Raw genomic sequence first — 17,941 nt, 5'->3', positions numbered from 1 at the left:
TGCGCAGACTGAGACAGAGCCGAAACCATCCTCCCACAGGCTTCGCATTTGTCCGATGACTGATGAACTATCCATTCGCGTCGAACGCTCCTTCACCGCGATTTCCCCGGAGAGCTGGGCCAAGCTTTCCGGAGCGTCGAAGACCTGCGCTACGATTGCCTACAACCCTTTCGTTTCACACGCTTTTCTATCATCGCTGGAGGAATCCGGCTCGGCCGACGCAGAGACGGGATGGCTCGGCCACCATCTGCTGCTCGAGACCGATCGCGGCGAGTTGATCGGTGCCCTGCCCGGCTATCTCAAGAACCACAGCCAGGGCGAATATGTCTTCGACCATGGCTGGGCCGACGCCTTCGAACGGGCCGGCGGGCGTTATTATCCCAAACTTCAGTGCTCGATCCCGTTCACGCCGGCGACAGGCCCGCGTCTTCTTGTCGCCGAGGGGCTGCAGCGATTGCCGATCCAGAGTGCGATCGCCGAAAGCCTGAAGGAGGTGGTGCGGCGGCTCGGCATCTCCTCGGCCCACATCACCTTCGTGCCGGACGAAGAGATCGGCGTCTTCGAGATGGACGGCTATCTGCACCGCACCGACCAGCAGTTCCATTTCATCAATGACGGCTATGCCAATCACGAGGAATTTCTCGAAACGCTTGCCTCGCGCAAACGCAAGGCGTTGCGCAAGGAGCGCCGCGCCGCCCTCGAAAACGGTATCAGCATCGACTGGCTGACCGGCCGCGACCTGACGGAACGCATCTGGGACCAGTTCTTCAAATTCTATATGGATACTGGCGGGCGCAAGTGGGGCCGGCCCTACCTCACCCGTAAGTTCTACTCGCTGATTGGCGAGCGCATGGCCGACGACATCCTGCTCGTCATGGCCAAGCGCGACGGGCGCTATATCGCCGGCGCGATCAACTTCATCGGCGGCGATACACTCTACGGCCGTCACTGGGGCTGCATCGAGGACCATCCCTTCCTGCATTTCGAGGTCTGCTATCACCAGGCGATCGACTTCGCCCTTTCGAAAGGGTTGAAAAGGGTCGAGGCCGGAGCGCAAGGCGAACACAAGCTCGCCCGCGGCTATCTGCCGGTGACGACGCATTCCGCCCATTATGTCGCTCATGCCGGCCTTCGCCGGGCGATCGGCGACTATCTCGCGCGCGAGCGCGCCGATGTCGAACAGATGAGCGAATTGCTGACCGAGCACAGTCCTTTCCGCAAGGGCGAACGTCTGCAGGAGGATTGACGCCGCCGCACCGGCCGCGCTACCCGCTCAACGACGCATATTCCTTAAATCGGAATCGATTTAAGGATAAAACTATGCAGCAATTCAAAGTGCTACAGCGTCCGTGGCGCGTTTGAAAAGACGCACGGCGCTGTGAAAAACGAGGAGATTTCGTGATGACCAGCCCGGCCGCTTATGACGACAACAACATCTTCGCCAAGATCCTCCGCGGAGAAATCCCCTCGCACCGGGTTTACGAGGACGAGCATACTATCGCCTTCATGGATGTGATGCCGCAGGCGCCGGGCCATGTGCTCGTCCTTCCCAAGGCGCCGTCCCGCAATCTCCTAGATGCCGATCCAGCCACCCTCACCCATGCGATTACCGTCGTCCAGAAGGTCGCCAATGCGGTCAAGGACGTCTTCGACGCCGATGGCGTGTTCATCGCCCAGTTCAACGAACCGGCGGCCGGTCAAACGGTGTTCCATCTGCATTTCCACGTCATCCCAAGGCATGAGGGCGTGGCTCTCAAGCCGCATTCCGGCAAGATGGAGGACGGTGCCGTGCTTGCCGCCAATGCCGAAAAGATTAGGGCAGCGCTGGGGTAACCGGTCCCTGCGATGCCTGAAAAACGAAAAAGGCCGCTGAGAACGCGGCCTTTTCCAATTCGGTGACGGTATCTTACTTCTTGCGTGGAACCTTCGGAACCGCGCTTCCCTTCTTCGGGGCGTCGCGGACCTCAGGCTCAACCTGCGGCACTGCTTTGGCGCGGGTCTTGCGGGCCGCCTTCGTCTTCAGCTCGCCGTCATCCCCATCATCGCCTTCGGGATGCACGACCTCGGCTTCGGGCTTCGGCTTGATCGGCGCCGTTTCCGAAATGGCTTCCAGCACGATGCCGGGCTTGCCATCTTCCTTCGGGCCGACGGTGACGTTGACGACGCCGCCCTTCTTCAGCTTGCCGAAGAGGATTTCGTTGGCGAGCGGCTTCTTGATCGTATCCTGAATGACGCGAGCAAGCGGGCGGGCGCCCATCTTCTCGTCGTAACCCTTTTCCGCCAGCCAGGCGATCGCATCCTCATGCAGGTCGAAGGTGACGTTCCTTTCGGAAAGCTGGGCCTCCAGCTGCATGATGAACTTCTGCACGACCTTATGGATGACGGCCGTCGGCAACGCCGCGAAAGGAATGATCGCGTCGAGACGGTTGCGGAATTCCGGCGTGAACAGGCGGGTGAGCGCCTCCTCGTCCTCGCCGGTGCGCTTGGACGAACCGAAGCCGATCGCCGCCTTGGCCATTTCGGACGCACCCGCATTGGTCGTCATGATCAGGATGACGTTGCGGAAGTCGATCTTCTTGCCGTTATGGTCGGTCAGCGTGCCGTGGTCCATGACTTGCAGCAGGATATTGTAGATGTCGGGATGCGCCTTCTCGATTTCGTCGAGCAGGACCACGCAATGCGGGTGCTGATCGACGCCATCTGTGAGAAGGCCGCCCTGGTCGAAGCCGACATAGCCGGGAGGCGCCCCGAGCAGACGCGAAACCGTGTGCCGCTCCATATATTCCGACATGTCGAAGCGCAGGAGTTCGACGCCGAGCGACGATGCCAGCTGCTTTGCCACCTCGGTCTTGCCGACGCCGGTCGGACCGGAGAAGACATAGGCGCCGATCGGCTTGTTCGGCTCGCGAAGACCGGCACGCGCCAGCTTTATCGAGGTCGAAAGGGCTTCGATGGCGATATCCTGGCCGTAGACCACCGAACGCAGTTCCTGCTCGAGATTGGCGAGCACGGCCTCGTCGTCCTTGGAGACGGTCTTTGGCGGAATGCGCGCCATCGTGGCGACCGTCGCCTCGATCTCCTTTTCGGTGATCAGCTTGCGGCGCTTGGACGGCGGCAGCAGCATCTGGGCCGCACCGGTTTCGTCGATCACGTCGATCGCCTTGTCGGGCAGCTTGCGGTCGGAGATGTAGCGGGCCGACAGTTCGACGGCCGACTTGATGGCGTCGTTCGAATAACGCAGATGGTGATATTCTTCGAAATAGGGCTTCAAGCCCTTCATGATCTCGATCGCATCATCGATCGACGGCTCGCTGACGTCGATCTTCTGGAAACGACGGACCAGTGCCCGGTCCTTCTCGAAGAACTGGCGGTATTCCTTGTAGGTGGTCGAACCGATGCAGCGAATCGCGCCCGATGACAGGGCCGGCTTCAGGAGGTTCGACGCATCCATTGCGCCGCCCGAGGTGGCGCCGGCGCCGATCACCGTGTGGATCTCGTCGATGAAGAGCACAGCGCCCGGATATTCTTCCAGTTCCTTGACGACCTGCTTCAAGCGCTCCTCGAAATCGCCGCGGTAGCGCGTGCCGGCCAGAAGCGTGCCCATGTCGAGCGAGAAGATCGTCGCATCGGCGAGCGCTTCCGGGACCTTGCCTTCGACGATGCGCTTGGCAAGGCCTTCGGCGATCGCCGTCTTGCCGACGCCGGGATCACCGACATAGAGCGGATTGTTCTTCGAACGGCGGCACAGGATCTGGATCGTGCGGCTCACCTCGGCGTGACGGCCGATCAGCGGATCGATCTTACCGCCCTTGGCCTTCTCGTTGAGATTGACGCAATAGGCCTTGAGCGCATCCTGCTGCTTCTTGGGGCCGCCCTCTTCCTCGCCGCCGCGCGCCGTCGGCTTGCTGCTTTCGGCTTCGTCCTCGGCGCCGCGCGGGGGACGCGCTTCGGAAACGCCCGGGCGCTTGCCGATGCCGTGGGAGATGTAGTTGACGGCATCGTAGCGGGTCATCTCCTGCTCCTGCAGGAAATAAGCGGCGTGGCTCTCGCGCTCGGCGAAGATCGCGACGAGCACGTTGGCGCCGGTCACCTCTTCGCGACCGGACGATTGCACGTGGATAACGGCACGCTGGATGACGCGCTGGAAGCCGGAGGTCGGCTTCGAATCCTCGTCATAACCGGTGATCAGGTTGGAAAGTTCGTTATCGACATATTCGACGAGCGTCTTGCGCAGCGCGTCGAGATCGACATTGCAGGCACCCATGACCGCGGCCGCATCGGCATCGTCGATCAGGGCAAGCAGCAGATGCTCGAGCGTCGCATATTCGTGGTGCCGCTCGTTGGCAAAGGTCAGTGCCTGATGGAGCGCCTTCTCTAAACTAGGCGAAAATGTTGGCACGTTCAGATCCTCACTTCTTTTCCATGACGCATTGCAGCGGATGCTGGTGCTGCCGGGCGAAGTCCATCACCTGGCTGACCTTCGTTTCCGCTACCTCGTATGTGAATATTCCGCATTCGCCGACGCCGTGGTTATGGACATGGAGCATGATGCGGGTGGCACTTTCACGATCCTTCTGAAAAAAACGCTCCAGAATATGGATGACGAATTCCATGGGAGTGTAGTCGTCATTCAAAAGCAGCACACGATAAAGATTGGGCTTCTTGGTCTTCGGCTTGGTGCGCGTGATGACCGAGGTTCGATTTGCGTTGTCCCCGTTCCTTTCGCTGTCGTTCTGCATCCGGATCGGCTTTGCGATCATTGTCATTTATTCCTCAAGCAATCCAGCGGAGCATGGGAGGGTGCTTTTCCCGCCGAATATCTGAAACACTAACTTAGTTCATAATAGGCTGATTTTAAGCCCCCTGTCAGACACTGCAATCAAGAAATGGCCGGCATGCACGGGAAAGACCAAAAAAGTCCCCGGCCGATCCCATGCGGGCGCTGCAGCGAAAGTGGAAACAAAAAGACCGGCTACAGATGCGTAGCCGGTCTTCTTTTTTCAATATGTAGCGCAGGTTGCGCCTTTTGAAATCAGTTCATGCAGCAGCAGGCGTCGCCGCCGACACCGACTTGGCGGTCTTGACGACGGCAGCGGCGATCGGCGCTTCATAGGGCTTGTAGGCTGATTTGGCGAGATCGGCATACATCTCACCGAGCTTCGTCGTCTCGGAGACGAAGCCTTCAAAATACGCCTTGACGTAGCTCGTCTGCAACTCGAAGGCAGCCTCAAAGCTCTTGACGCCGGCCAGCGTTTCGAAATGCGTCACCGCGTCCTGAAAGGATTTCTTCGAATATTCAGTGGCTTCTGCGGCGATTGCCTGAAAGCCCTTGGTCGTGTCGGAATAGCTTTTCAGGGCCGTGTCGACGGCTTCCTTGCTCTTCTTGTTGGCGTCTTCAAAGTTGAACATGAGCCATCCTCCGTTGGGCTGTTGATGGCGGCAGGGTAGCTGCAATGCACAAATAGTCAAGTAGTCTTGTGCGCCGCAAAACATCCATGAGTTGCATTACAATTATATAACAAAGCCCGCGCGCCGGGGCACGTACGTCTTTAACTGATTTTGCTAAAATATATCAGAATGCCACAACCGGAAGTTTTTAAAAAATTCTCGCTCCGAATCGAAAAAACGAAAAAAGGACCGAACGGATCGCGCCGTTCGGTCCTTTTGAAGCTTTCGAGCGCGATCAGAGATCGACGTCGAGGATCGCCATCGAGAAGTTGTAGGAGCGGTCGCCGTCCTCGTCATCGATATAGACGACACCCAGAAATTCTTCGCCGAGATAGACTTCCGCAGAATCATCCTTGCGTGGACGCGCCTTGACGATCATCTGCGGATTGAACATGCGCTTGAAATAGGCGTCGAGCTTCTTGATTTCTTCTGGCTTCACTCTGTCATCTCCGTAAGCGGTCTTGATTGGCCGCTTCTTGCACAGGAAATGCAGCGGTGTAAAGGCAAGGTTGCCGTTTGCTCATGGCTCTCCCCGCTCGGATCCCGCCGACTTTTCCTATCCTTGTTTCCAACGGGCGCTCAGATATCGGCGCCGATCACCTGGTCCATATTGCGCGACGGCTCAGAACAACCGGCCTCACCAACGACCTTGGCCGGCACACCCGCGACTGTCTTTTTGGGCGGCACCGCCTTCAAGACGACGGAGCCGGCGGCGACGCGCGAGCAATAGCCGATCTCGATATTGCCGAGGATCTTGGCACCGGCGCCGATCATCACGCCGGAGCCGATCTTCGGATGGCGGTCGGCGCCCTCCTTGCCGGTACCGCCGAGTGTGACGCCGTGCAGGATCGAGACGTTGTCGCCGATGACCGCCGTCTCGCCAACGACGAGGCCGGTGGCGTGGTCGAGGAAGATGCCCTTGCCGATACGGGCGGCCGGATTGATGTCGGTCTGGAAGACGCTGGAGGAACGGCTTTGCAGATAGAGCGCAAAATCACGCCGGCCGCGGTTCAGAAGCCAATGGGCCAGACGATGTGTTTGCAGCGCATGGAAGCCCTTGAAATAAAGCACCGCCTCCATGAAGCGCAGGCATGCGGGATCGCGGTCATAGATCGCCTGGATATCGACGCGCAGGATGGAGCTCCAGTCAGGCCAGTCGAGGAGCATTTCCTCGAAGGTCTGGCGCAGCAGGTTCGCCTGCATGTCGGGGTGATCGAGACGTTCGCAGATGCGGTGGATGACGCATTCCTCGAGCGAATGGTAGTTGATCACCGTAGAATAGAGGAAGGCAGCGAGAACCGGGTCCCGTTCGGCGGCGAGACGGGCTTCCTCACGCAGGCTGTCCCAGATGGGATCCATCACCTTCAGCGGATGGCCTGTGTCAAAAGCACGAATGTCAGTCTTTGCGACCATCGCCGCTCTCCTCGCTGCCAGCCGGAATGCCGTTTTCGGAATGCCAATATATAGAGGAAAACGCCAATAACATAAATGGGTGCCGTCGCCATGGTTTTTTAGCATGGTTTTTCGGCATCACGATGTTGTTAGCGATGGGCGACCCTTGCATAGAAGGCCAGCACCGCCTGCTTGAAAACCCTGTCACCGACGGCGAGCATATGATCGCGGCCCGGAATATCGAGCGCTTCGGCATTCTGCATCAGCGCCGCCAATTCCTGCGGCGAGCCGGCGATATCATCCTTGGTGCCGACGCCGATCAGCGTCGGCATGTCGAGCTTGGCCATATCAGAACGGGCGACGAGATCGCGCGAACCGCGGATGCAATCGGCAAGAGCGACCCGGTCGCTCTTCGTCTGCTCGGCGAAGGCGCGGAACATGCGGCCGCGGGCATGGGTCACCGCGTCCAGCGAGGGCGCCAGCAGCGCATCGGCGATCGGGTCCCAGTCACCGACACCATCGGTCATGCCGATGCCGAGGCCACCAAGAACCAGCGAACGGACGCGATGCGGATTGGCAAGTGCGGCAAATACGGAAATGCGCGCGCCCATCGAATAGCCCATGACATTGGCTTCTGGGATGCCCAGATGATCCAGCAAGGCGATCGCATCGCTGGCCATGACCCATGGACGATAGGCTTCGGCATGGTGCGGCTTGTCGCTTGCCCCGTGGCCGCGATTGTCCATGGCGATCACCCGGTAGCCGGCATCGCCGAGCGTCTTCAGCCAGCCCGGATGGACCCAGTTGACGTTTGCAGTCGAGGCAAAGCCGTGGATCAACAACACCGGCACACCGGCCGGATCGCCCTCATCAAAGAAAGCGAGCTGCAATCCATCATGGGTGAAGCTTGAAAATGCGGGTGTATTCAGGTTCATCGGGCCTTCCTTTTTGGCGCGAACATAGTCGAGCGGCCTTTCATCGTGAAGCCAAAAACTGCGGCTAAAAACTGTGCCCGGCGCGGCGGTTTGGCTCTACACATTTGCGGCGAAGGCTTATAAGGTTCGCGCACATTTCAAAGCATTCGGAGAGCGACATGGCCGGCCACAACATTCCCCACTTCCAGAACGACGGCGGTCACCGCGTTATCGAAGTCGGTGTCAAGGAATTCATGTGCACCGGCGCATCGGCTCCCTTCGATCATCCGCATATCTTCATCGACATGGGCGACGACAATGAGAAGGTCTGTTCCTACTGCTCGACGCTCTATCGCTTCAATTCCACGCTCAAGCCTAGCCAGACCAATCCGGCCGGCTGCGTTTTCCACGTGAAGGCGGCGTAGTCGGTCCAGATCCGGATCGGACGGACAATGCCGGTCGAACATGCCGCCATCATCGGCGCCGGGATATCAGGGCTGACAGTTGCCCTTGCGCTTTCGCGCCGGGGCATAAGTTCGGAGATCTTCGAGCAGGCGGGCGAACTCACCGACGTCGGCGCCGGATTACAGGTTTCGCCAAACGCTTCGCGCATCCTTGCCGAACTCGGTATCCTTGAAAGACTGTCAAAGGTCTGGCTAGAGCCCGACGCAATCCGGCTGATATCGGGCGGATCGCTGCGCCAGCTCGCGGCGGTGCCGGCCGGCAAATTCGCGCGGGAACGCTGGGGCGCTCCCTATGGCGTCTTGCATCGCACCACATTGCAGAAAGTCCTTTTGGCTGCGGTTAGCGCCGATCCGCTCTGCCGGCTTCACCTCGGCGTGCGGATAAATTCGACCCTACCGTCTTTCGAGCGCGCGGCCGATGTTGTGATCGGCGCGGACGGCGTCTGGTCAAAGCTTCGGCAATCCATTCCGGGCAGCCCCTCGCCGCGCTTTTCCGGCAATATCGCCTACCGTTTTACGATTGCCGAAACTGAGGCGCCCGGCTTCCTCGACCGGGCAAGCGTTTCGGCTTTTCTCGGCGGTTCGGCGCATCTCGTCTGCTATCCGCTAAGGGAGACCGGCAGCTTCAACATGGTGGCGATCACCGCCGGCAATATTGCGCCGCAGGCCTGGCAAAGCGAGCCGACGGAAGAACAGCGGACGCAGCTGCGGGCGCGCCTTTCCGGCTGGAATGCCGCGATCGTCTCGCTGCTCGAAAAAAACCGGAAGCTGACGTTCTGGCCGCTGTTCGAAACCACGACAGGCTCCTGGCAGGATGGCCGCAAGACGGTTCTGATCGGCGACGCCGCGCATGCGATGATGCCTTTTGCCGCCCAGGGAGCGGCGATGGCGATCGAAGACGCCTATGAACTCGCTGCGTTTCTTTCGAACCGCTCCGCGGCGGAAGCGCTGGCGCAGTTCGAAAGACATCGCGCGCCCCGCATCGCCAAGCTTCGCCAGCGCGGCGCCTTCAACCGGTTTGCCTATCATGCGAAAGGGCCGATCCGGATCGGCCGCGATCTCGTGCTCGGCCTCAAGCCACCGCTAAGCCTGGCGGCAGATCTCGACTGGATCTACGGCTATAGGGCTGTCGATCTGCCGTGAGGCGCTGCCAGCCACGACAAAGCGTGTCCGGTCAAACCGCGCTTGCCGCGGCAAAACCCCGTTCGATATCGGCCTTGAGGTCGACCACGTCCTCGATGCCGATTTGCAGCCGAATGACCGGACCGTCCGTCGGCGCCTTGGCGACCTTGCGATCGTTGAGATAGGCGTGCAAAGCGAGGCTTTCATAGCCGCCCCAGGAATAGCCAAGACCGAAAATCCTGAGAGCGTCGAGGAAGGCGTGCGCCTTTGCTCTGGACTTTTCGGGGCCGTCGGCGGCTAGCACGAACGAAAAGATGCCGCTGGCGCCTTTGAAATCCCGCTTCCAGAGATGGTGCGAGGGGAAACTCGGCAGGGCCGGATGCAGCACGCGGGCGACGTCCTCCCTGCCCTCCAGCCATTCTGCGATATCAAGCGCGCTTTCATAGTGCCGCTCGAGGCGGAGGCCCATGGTGCGCAATCCACGCAGGATCTGATAGGCATCATCGGGTGCGCCGCAGATGCCGAGCACACCGTTCGATTCCTTCAGCCGCTCCCAGTGCTGGGCATTGGCCGAAACCGTTCCGAGCAGAATATCGGAATGGCCGGACGGATATTTCGTCGATGCATGGATCGAGATGTCGACGCCGTGATCGAGCGGCCTGAAATAGAGCGGCGTCGCCCAGGTATTGTCCATCATGACGACGGCGCCGTGACGGTGCGCAACCGCCGAGATCGCCGGAATATCCTGCATCTCGAAGGTGTTGGAGCCGGGCGCCTCGGTGTGAACGAGTTTCGTATTCGGCCGGAACAACGCCTCGATGCCGGCGCCGACCGCCGGGTCGTAATATTCCACCTCGACACCGAGGCGCTTCAGCATCGTATCGCAGAAATGGCGCGTCGGGCCATAGACCGAATCGACCACCAGCGCATGATCGCCGGCAGCGACGAAACCCAGAAACGGAATGGTGACGGCCGCAAGGCCCGAGGGCACGAGGATCGTACCGGCCGAGCCTTCGAGTGCGTCGATCGCCTCGCAGAGCGCATCCGTCGTCGGTGTGCCGCGCGTTCCGTAGGTGTATTTCTGCGTGCGCGTCTCCATCGCCCGCGCATTCGGAAACAACACCGTCGAGGCATGCACGACCGGCGGATTGATGAAGCCGTGATAGTCGAAAGGGTCGTTGCCGATATGGGTCAGGCGGGTGTTGATGCCGGCATTCTGCAGCAAGCTGTCTTTGTCTTTCATGTCGGGAATAGCCTTTGGCGACGGAGACGCAAACCCGGACTTTTGGACGCCCCGCCATATCAGGTCAACCCCTGGGAGTTGATCGCCGGCGACGTAGCGAAGCGGTGGAAGCCACGATTTTCGCGTTATTTTTCCGCAATCAGGCGCCTATTTCATAGCCAAGTGCCCACGAACGCAGCGCAATCTACCAAAATGCTGAAATTTGCCGCAATTATTGACCGCGACACTTGACCATGGTGACATTTGCGACTGTGATAGAACAACTCGCGCCGGGAGGGTGTCGAGAAAATGGGGAGGCGGCAGAGTTTTTCCGCTGGAACTTCCCACAAGAAAATACAAGACAACGGAAAAGGTTGGGAAAAATGAAGAACAAGCTTCTGTCCGCAACGATCGGCGCAGCAGTTTTCGCTCTTGGCGCTTCGGCTGCTTCGGCCACGACACTCACAGATGTCAAGGCAAAGGGTTTCGTTCAGTGCGGCGTCAATACCGGCCTTACCGGCTTTGCCGCACCTGACGCTTCCGGCAATTGGGCCGGCTTCGACGTCGACTTCTGCAAGGCCGTCGCTTCGGCCGTGTTCGGCGACCCCACCAAGGTCAAGTACACGCCGACAAACGCGAAGGAACGCTTCACCGCTCTGCAGTCCGGTGAAATCGACGTTCTCTCGCGTAACACCACCTGGACGATCAACCGCGACACCGCACTCGGCTTCAACTTCCGTCCTGTCACCTATTATGACGGTCAGGGCTTCATGGTACGCAAGAGCCTGAACGTGAAGTCGGCTCTCGAACTCTCCGGCGCCGCAGTCTGCGTACAGTCGGGCACGACCACCGAATTGAACCTCGCTGATTACTTCAAGACGAACAATCTGCAGTACAATCCGGTCGTCTTCGAAAATCTTCCTGAGGTCAACGCGGCTTACGACGCTGGTCGTTGCGACGTTTACACGACCGACCAATCCGGTCTCTATTCGTTGCGTCTGACGCTGAAGAATCCCGACGAACACGTTATCCTTCCTGAGATCATCTCCAAGGAGCCGCTTGGCCCGGCCGTCCGTCAGGGTGATGATCAGTGGTTCGATATCGTTTCCTGGACGGCTTATGCGCTGATCAATGCCGAAGAGTTCGGCATCACCCAGGCAAATGTCGACGAGATGAAGAATTCGCCGAATCCGGACATCAAGCGCTTCCTCGGCAGCGAGACCGACACCAAGATTGGCACCGATCTCGGCCTGACCAATGATTGGGCCGCCAACGTCATCAAGGGCGTCGGCAATTATGGCGAAATCTTCGAGCGCAACATCGGCCAGGGCAGCCCGCTCAAGATCGCACGCGGCTTGAATGCTCTCTGGAGCAAGGGCGGCATCCAGTACGCACCGCCGGTTCGTTAATCGAGCTTTGGCATGAAATCCCGGGAAGGCGGCCGAGCCGCCCTCCCATCTTCCAAAAAGCAAAAAGAAAGCCCGAAAACGGGCACAAGGGGATTGGCGCGGCATGACGCATGGGGCTGTGGATACGACACCTTTGCATGGCACCGGCTGGAGTTTCCGGTCGGCAATGTACGACCCGAAATACCGGAGCATATTTTTCCAGGTTCTAACAATCGTTATTCTCGTGGGCATTGTGTGGTGGGTGGCCCACAACACGGCCGTGAACCTTGCCCGCAGCAATACGGCATCGGGTTTCGGCTTTCTTCGCGGTCGCGCCGGTTTCGAAATCGGCCAGTCGCTCATCAGCTTTTCGAGTGACTCGACTTATGCGCGCGCACTTGTCGTCGGCATTCTGAATACCTTGCTGGTGGCGGTGACCGGTATCTTCACGGCGACCATCATCGGCTTCCTGATCGGGATCGGCCGGCTGTCGCACAATTGGCTGATTGCCAAGCTCTGCACGGTCTATGTCGAGGTTTTCCGCAACATTCCGCCGCTGCTCGTCATCTTTTTCTGGTATCTCGGCGTTCTCTCCGTTTTGCCGCAGCCGCGCGAGTCGGTGGGTCTGCCGTTCAGCATGTTCCTCAACAACAGAGGACTGGCCTTCCCGAAGCCGATCTTCGAGACAGGTATGATAGCGGTCGGCATCGCCCTGGTGATTGCGATTGTCGCCACCATCATCATCGCGCGCTGGGCCCACAAACGCCAAGCCGCAACCGGCCAGCCGTTCCACACGGTATGGACGTCGATCGCACTGATCGTCGGCCTGCCATTGCTGGTCTTCGTCGTCTCCGGCTTTCCGCTCACCTTCGACGTTCCGGTTGCCGGAAAATTCAACCTCACGGGCGGCTCCGTCGTCGGTCCCGAATTCATGTCGCTGTTTCTCGCTCTGTCCTTCTATACCGCCTCGTTCATCGCCGAGATCGTTCGCGGCGGCATTCGCGGCGTTCCAAAGGGACAATCCGAGGCAGCCGGCGCGCTGGGGCTGCATCCGTCGAGCGTGACGAGACTTGTCGTGGTGCCGCAGGCGCTGCGCATCATCATCCCGCCGCTGACGAGCCAGTACCTGAACCTGACCAAGAACTCCTCACTCGCCATCGCGATCGGTTTCTCGGATCTCGTTGCCGTCGGTGGCACGATCCTCAATCAGAGCGGTCAAGCGATCGAGATCGTCTGCATCTGGGGTATCGTCTATCTCAGCTTGAGCATTCTCACGTCGCTGTTCATGAATTGGTTCAATGCCAAGATGGCACTGGTGGAGAGATAAGATGTCGGTCGCCGATAAACCCTTCGTCAGAACGTCCATCCTTGCCGCCGAACCACCGCCCCCCGGCGAGAGGGGAGCCGTCGCCTGGATACGCCGCAATCTCCTGGCAACCCCGAAGGACGTGATCCTGACAATCCTGGCTCTTGCGCTCATCGCGTGGGCCGTGCCGCATCTCGTCAACTGGCTGTTCATCCAGGCCGTATGGTCCGGGCCGGACCGCACATTCTGCGCGACGACGATCCAGGGCGGCGTCCAGCCTGACGGCTGGAGTGGTGCATGCTGGGCCTTCGTCAGCGCCAAGTACGATCAGTTTATATTCGGCCGCTATCCGCTGGATGAGCGTTGGAGACCGGCGATCGTCGGGATCCTGTTCATTGTTCTGCTGGTTCCGATGCTGATCCCTTCGGCGCCGCGCAAGGGCCTGAACGCCATTCTTCTGTTCGCCGTCCTGCCGGTCCTCGCCTTCTGGCTTCTTCATGGCGGCTTCGGCCTCGAAGTGGTGGACACTCCGCTCTGGGGCGGGTTGATGGTGACGCTCGTCCTGTCCTTTGTCGGTATTGCCGTCTCCTTACCCTGCGGCATTCTGCTTGCGCTGGGGCGCCGCTCGAAGATGCCCGTCATCCGGATGCTCTGCGTTACCTTCATCGAGGTCATTCGAGGCGTCCCGCTGATCACCGTCCTGTTCATGGCAAGTGTCATGCTGCCGCTCTTCCTTCCCACAGGCTGGAACGTGGACAAACTGCTTCGGGCGCTGATCGGTGTGTCGATCTTCACCTCGGCCTATATGGCGGAAGTGATCCGCGGCGGCCTTCAGGCGATCCCGAAGGGACAATTCGAAGGCGCCGATTCGCTTGGCCTCGGCTATTGGCAAAAGACCCGGCTGATCATCATGCCGCAGGCCATCAAGTTGGTCATCCCGAGCATCGTGAACACCTTCATCGGAACCTTCAAGGACACGTCGCTGGTCACCATCATCGGCATGTTCGATCTGCTTGGCATCGTCAAGCTGAACTTCTCCGATGCCAACTGGGCAAGCGCCGTCACACCGATCACGGGTCTGATCTTCGCGGGCTTTATCTTCTGGCTGTTCTGCTTCGGCATGTCGCGCTATTCAGGCTTCATGGAACGCCATCTCGATACCGGCCACAAACGATAAGAACGCTAAAACGATAAGAATGAGGGAAAATATCATGGCTGAAGCTCCAGCGAAAAAGCTCACCGTTTCCGCGACGGAAGTGGCGGTCGAGATCGTCAACATGAACAAGTGGTACGGCGATTTCCACGTGCTGCGCGACATCAACCTGAAGGTCATGCGCGGCGAGCGGATCGTCATTGCCGGCCCGTCGGGCTCGGGCAAGTCGACGATGATCCGCTGCATCAACCGCCTGGAAGAGCATCAGAAGGGTCGCATCATCGTCGACGGCACCGAGCTCACCAACGACCTGAAAAAGATCGACGAGGTGCGGCGCGAAGTCGGCATGGTGTTCCAGCACTTCAACCTCTTCCCGCATCTGACGATCCTCGAAAACTGCACACTGGCGCCGATCTGGGTGCGCAAGATGCCGAAGAAGCAGGCCGAAGAAGTGGCCATGCATTTTCTGAAGCGGGTCAAGATTCCGGAGCAGGCCAACAAGTATCCGGGACAGCTTTCCGGCGGCCAGCAACAGCGCGTGGCGATCGCCCGGTCGCTGTGCATGAACCCGAAGATCATGCTGTTCGATGAGCCGACCTCCGCACTCGATCCCGAAATGATCAAGGAAGTGCTCGACACCATGGTGGGGCTTGCCGAAGAAGGCATGACCATGCTCTGCGTAACGCATGAAATGGGCTTTGCCCGCCAGGTCGCCAACCGGGTTATCTTCATGGACCAGGGTCAAATCGTCGAACAGAACGAACCGGCCGCCTTCTTCGATAACCCGCAGCACGAACGCACCAAGCTGTTCCTCAGCCAGATCCTGCACTAAAGCGCATCGCGATCTTTCAGATTCGCTCTTCGCGCTTTAGGTCTTTGTTTTTACGCATGTCGTTGTCGCAAAAACTGCTGCATAGTTTTGCGCGACATGCTTTAGATCGAATCATCCTTTGAAAAGGACCCGCCGAGCCGCTGGCTCGGCGGGTTTTGTATGTTCACCGGGAGGCGGTCGCCTGCAGCAGACTGCAGAGACCGGCAAGGCCGGAATCACCGCCGGAGGCGGAGATGTCGGCGCAACGGACGAGCATCTTGCGTTGGTCATTGACAGGCATGCTGCGGAAGGCCTCCAGGGTACGTGCCCGCGACGCGCTGAGCGTGCTGCCGGGCGCAGCCGTGGTATTGCTGCCGCCAGCTTCATCCACCCGGCCGATGGCGAGATTGGCATCGACCCCATTACCCGTGCCAACCGAGGCCGTGGCCTTGGCATCGATCCCGCTAGAACCGCCGACGCGTGCATTGACATCGGCATTGATGCCCCGGCCGCCGCCAGCATTGGCGGTCGCATCGGCATTGACGCCGGTCGAGTCGCCAACGGAAGCATTGGCATCAGCGCTGATGCCACTCCCGCCGCCGAGTGACGCGCCGACATCGGCGCTGACAGCATTGCCGGCATTCACCGACACACCAACATCGAGCGCACGCGCATCGCTTGCCGGCATGACAAGGAGGGCGCAGCTGGATGCGAGCACTGCAAAGGATAGTCTATTGTGATTACGGGTCATGTTTTCCTCCGTTTCCATTCTGCCGGACGATCTGCCCGGCAGTCGAAAATCGAGGAACGCGCGTGCCTTCGATCGATCGGACGCCTGCAACTCCAGGACGTCCATGGCAAGGCAACGTGAAGGGATGACGAATGTTTCACGAGACGGCGCGGCAAGTCGGTTCGGTAGCGTGCGATGATGTTTCACGGTTATTGAAATACGAATTATCTGACAGACTGTGCCAAAAGAAAACATATATCGCAGCGGCTGGAGAGCCGACAGAGTATTTCCTCCTCATTGCGCCAGGAAACTTAGAAGCCAGCAAGCAAATCTCAGTTCGCAATACCATGGGCCGTGATTGATCCATTTGCGGCGTTTCGTGCAGATCGAATACACCCTTCCCCCGAATTGACTTTTCCACCTCAGATTTAGATTGCTAAAAATAACTCCCCTTCCGTCTGGATATATCAGGCGGGAAGTCCATGTTTCAGCTTGTTCTCATCTGATGGAACTGGAGGTTTAGAATGGGCATTTTCGACAAGATCAAACATGCAATTTTCGGAGAGGCGAAAGCAGCCGAACCCGTTGCTGCCGGCGCGCCGAAGACAGAGCCGGCGCAAGCGCCTGCCTCACCGTCGGCAGCGCCCAGTCCGACGCCTGCGGCCCCTGCCCCGCAGAGCAAGCCGGCCACCACGGCCACTGCTCCAGGCACAGGCACAGTCGATATCGTCCCGATCCTTGACGCGGCAGTGAAGAAGAGCGGCCAGAAGCTCGATTGGCGCCGCTCGATCGTGGACCTGATGAAAGCCGTCGGGATGGATGCAAGCCTGACCGAGCGCAAGGAACTTGCCGCTGAACTCGGCTATACGGGCGACAACAACGATTCCGCAAAAATGAATATGTGGCTGCACAAGGCGCTGATGAAGCGGCTTTCGGAAAATGGCGGCAAGGTACCTGCCGATCTCCTGGATTGATCGATGACGGATAGCTGCCGCCATGTCTGTGGCGGCAACTATCCGATTGCTGTTCCGCCGAGGTCACGGCCGATCAGACCGGAGGCCGGGAAGTCCCCTTGCCCGCAGGAACTGGAACGAATAATGTTCCGCTCGATACTTCGATAATCGATCAGGGGGAATTAAAGCCGATGAGATTGATGGTAGTCGTTGGTCTTGCACTTAGCCTCGGCTGTATATCGGCCGCAGAATCTCCTTCAAACTATCATTCCTACAGCGGCATTCGGGTCGATACCGACCCGGCGCTCCTGGCTCGATACGATAAAGCGCTTCAACGCTGCGTGCCGGAGGCAAGCTCATGGCGACGAGGCTCTCCGGACCCGCGAAGCCTGCATTACAATGCGGCTCTCAGAAGTTGCCTCTATAGGTACAGCTTCGTCGACAGAGGCGTCTACGCGTACCCTATCCCCCAGGTCTACTTCGATCATTTCCTGGATCGCTGATAAGAGACTGGCCCTTCAGGACCCATCAAACAAAAACCCCGCCACTTTGGCGGGGATGTCTTCAATCGAGATGCTGCGACCTCTGCATAACTCCTTAAATCGGAAAGACGCGCGGCGCTGTCGTCAGCGTTTGCCGCCAGTTGGTGGACGACCCTTGCCTGCCGGGCGATTGCCGCTTCCGGACGAGGTCTTGGCGTCGTTGCCCTGACCGAAGTTGGTGCCGCCGAGATGGCCACCGCCGCTGGTATTGGCAACCTGGCGCTGCGCTTTGCGCAACAGTGCCTCTGCATTGGTCTTGCTCATGAAAATCTCCTCAATGGCTGGAAAACCCAGCCGGAATGTCGCCACTGACATCCGCGGTCAAAGACCGAAGGCATATGAGGCAGCGACGATGGGTGTTTGGCCGAGGCTTGCGTCGATCAAAGAATTGCCTGCGTTCATGACGATTCCCCCTCAACCGGCATGACAATCACCCTCCGGCGGCTGCCGGACGGCGCAGAAATCGATTTTGAAAGGAAAGATCAGCTGGGACGCC

General features: G+C 59.2%; 19 protein-coding genes. 10 read left to right on the top strand and 9 right to left on the bottom strand.

Features of this window, described 5'->3' with window-relative positions:
- Positions 1 to 55 precede the first annotated feature (55 nt).
- Together U5G49_RS08945 and U5G49_RS08940 are read left to right on the top strand one after the other, a co-directional pair.
- On the top strand, positions 56 to 1,246 hold the full coding sequence (locus tag U5G49_RS08945; RefSeq protein ID WP_018445470.1) for a GNAT family N-acetyltransferase: 1,191 nt from the start codon (positions 56 to 58) through the stop codon (positions 1,244 to 1,246).
- 155 nt (positions 1,247 to 1,401) lie between these two features.
- Positions 1,402 to 1,833 carry an HIT family protein gene (locus U5G49_RS08940; RefSeq protein WP_193446867.1) on the top strand — a complete coding sequence of 144 codons (432 nt, stop codon included), beginning with the start codon at positions 1,402 to 1,404 and terminating at the stop codon, positions 1,831 to 1,833.
- A 73-nt stretch (positions 1,834 to 1,906) separates the two neighbouring features.
- Here U5G49_RS08940 and clpA read toward each other — a convergent pair whose 3' ends face one another.
- From clpA to U5G49_RS08910, 6 genes are all read right to left on the bottom strand, one after another.
- Positions 1,907 to 4,399 (bottom strand): ATP-dependent Clp protease ATP-binding subunit ClpA, encoded by a 2,493-nt coding sequence (gene clpA, locus U5G49_RS08935; RefSeq protein WP_193446858.1) that lies wholly within the window; start codon positions 4,397 to 4,399, stop codon positions 1,907 to 1,909.
- 10 nt (positions 4,400 to 4,409) lie between these two features.
- Complete coding sequence (clpS, locus tag U5G49_RS08930) at positions 4,410 to 4,760, bottom strand: ATP-dependent Clp protease adapter ClpS (RefSeq protein WP_017988219.1); 351 nt, start codon at positions 4,758 to 4,760, stop codon at positions 4,410 to 4,412.
- Between the two features lie 277 nt (positions 4,761 to 5,037).
- Positions 5,038 to 5,409 carry a phasin family protein gene (locus U5G49_RS08925; protein ID WP_193446857.1) on the bottom strand — a complete coding sequence of 124 codons (372 nt, stop codon included), beginning with the start codon at positions 5,407 to 5,409 and terminating at the stop codon, positions 5,038 to 5,040.
- A gap of 274 nt (positions 5,410 to 5,683) precedes the next feature.
- Positions 5,684 to 5,887, bottom strand: a complete 204-nt coding sequence (locus tag U5G49_RS08920; protein ID WP_003539277.1) for a DUF3126 family protein — start codon at positions 5,885 to 5,887, stop codon at positions 5,684 to 5,686.
- Positions 5,888 to 6,027: 140 nt separating this feature from the next.
- Positions 6,028 to 6,861 (bottom strand): serine O-acetyltransferase, encoded by an 834-nt coding sequence (gene cysE, locus U5G49_RS08915; protein WP_003539276.1) that lies wholly within the window; start codon positions 6,859 to 6,861, stop codon positions 6,028 to 6,030.
- Positions 6,862 to 6,989: 128 nt separating this feature from the next.
- Complete coding sequence (locus U5G49_RS08910) at positions 6,990 to 7,775, bottom strand: alpha/beta fold hydrolase (protein WP_018241879.1); 786 nt, start codon at positions 7,773 to 7,775, stop codon at positions 6,990 to 6,992.
- A gap of 158 nt (positions 7,776 to 7,933) precedes the next feature.
- Between U5G49_RS08910 and U5G49_RS08905 the strand changes: the two genes are divergently transcribed.
- Together U5G49_RS08905 and U5G49_RS08900 are read left to right on the top strand one after the other, a co-directional pair.
- Entirely contained in the window at positions 7,934 to 8,179 is a 246-nt protein-coding gene (locus tag U5G49_RS08905; RefSeq protein WP_018241878.1) for a zinc-finger domain-containing protein, read from the top strand.
- Positions 8,180 to 8,206: 27 nt separating this feature from the next.
- Positions 8,207 to 9,361: an FAD-dependent monooxygenase gene (locus U5G49_RS08900; protein ID WP_193446856.1), complete on the top strand. Its 1,155-nt coding sequence runs from the start codon at positions 8,207 to 8,209 to the stop codon at positions 9,359 to 9,361.
- Positions 9,362 to 9,392: 31 nt separating this feature from the next.
- Here the strand turns inward: U5G49_RS08900 and U5G49_RS08895 are convergent, their stop codons facing one another.
- Complete coding sequence (locus tag U5G49_RS08895; protein ID WP_193446855.1) at positions 9,393 to 10,583, bottom strand: cystathionine beta-lyase; 1,191 nt, start codon at positions 10,581 to 10,583, stop codon at positions 9,393 to 9,395.
- Between the two features lie 362 nt (positions 10,584 to 10,945).
- Between U5G49_RS08895 and U5G49_RS08890 the strand changes: the two genes are divergently transcribed.
- The 4 genes from U5G49_RS08890 to U5G49_RS08875 all read left to right on the top strand — a co-directional run bounded on the left by U5G49_RS08890 (position 10,946) and on the right by U5G49_RS08875 (position 15,241).
- Positions 10,946 to 11,971: an amino acid ABC transporter substrate-binding protein gene (locus U5G49_RS08890; protein WP_018241875.1), complete on the top strand. Its 1,026-nt coding sequence runs from the start codon at positions 10,946 to 10,948 to the stop codon at positions 11,969 to 11,971.
- 103 nt (positions 11,972 to 12,074) lie between these two features.
- Positions 12,075 to 13,277: an amino acid ABC transporter permease gene (locus U5G49_RS08885; protein ID WP_026230541.1), complete on the top strand. Its 1,203-nt coding sequence runs from the start codon at positions 12,075 to 12,077 to the stop codon at positions 13,275 to 13,277.
- 1 nt (position 13,278) lies between these two features.
- Positions 13,279 to 14,433 carry an amino acid ABC transporter permease gene (locus tag U5G49_RS08880; RefSeq protein WP_018241873.1) on the top strand — a complete coding sequence of 385 codons (1,155 nt, stop codon included), beginning with the start codon at positions 13,279 to 13,281 and terminating at the stop codon, positions 14,431 to 14,433.
- A 34-nt stretch (positions 14,434 to 14,467) separates the two neighbouring features.
- A complete protein-coding gene (locus tag U5G49_RS08875; protein ID WP_003559021.1) occupies positions 14,468 to 15,241 on the top strand; it encodes an amino acid ABC transporter ATP-binding protein in 774 nt (257 codons plus the stop codon).
- A gap of 163 nt (positions 15,242 to 15,404) precedes the next feature.
- On the opposite strand, the gene U5G49_RS08870 is transcribed toward U5G49_RS08875, so the two are convergent.
- Complete coding sequence (locus tag U5G49_RS08870; protein ID WP_193446854.1) at positions 15,405 to 16,076, bottom strand: hypothetical protein; 672 nt, start codon at positions 16,074 to 16,076, stop codon at positions 15,405 to 15,407.
- Between the two features lie 398 nt (positions 16,077 to 16,474).
- Between U5G49_RS08870 and U5G49_RS08865 the strand changes: the two genes are divergently transcribed.
- Together U5G49_RS08865 and U5G49_RS08860 are read left to right on the top strand one after the other, a co-directional pair.
- Positions 16,475 to 16,924: a DUF3597 domain-containing protein gene (locus U5G49_RS08865; protein WP_018445477.1), complete on the top strand. Its 450-nt coding sequence runs from the start codon at positions 16,475 to 16,477 to the stop codon at positions 16,922 to 16,924.
- 170 nt (positions 16,925 to 17,094) lie between these two features.
- A complete protein-coding gene (locus tag U5G49_RS08860; protein ID WP_018241870.1) occupies positions 17,095 to 17,406 on the top strand; it encodes a hypothetical protein in 312 nt (103 codons plus the stop codon).
- 123 nt (positions 17,407 to 17,529) lie between these two features.
- Here U5G49_RS08860 and U5G49_RS08855 read toward each other — a convergent pair whose 3' ends face one another.
- Positions 17,530 to 17,709, bottom strand: coding sequence for a hypothetical protein (locus U5G49_RS08855; protein WP_018241869.1), 180 nt, complete (start codon positions 17,707 to 17,709; stop codon positions 17,530 to 17,532).
- Positions 17,710 to 17,941: the final 232 nt, after the last annotated feature.

Origin of the sequence: Rhizobium indigoferae (genome assembly GCF_034554815.1) — a bacterium.
GTDB classification, from domain to species: Bacteria; Pseudomonadota; Alphaproteobacteria; order Rhizobiales; family Rhizobiaceae; genus Rhizobium; species Rhizobium leguminosarum.
This window is presented reverse-complemented; position numbering and strand designations above follow the sequence as displayed.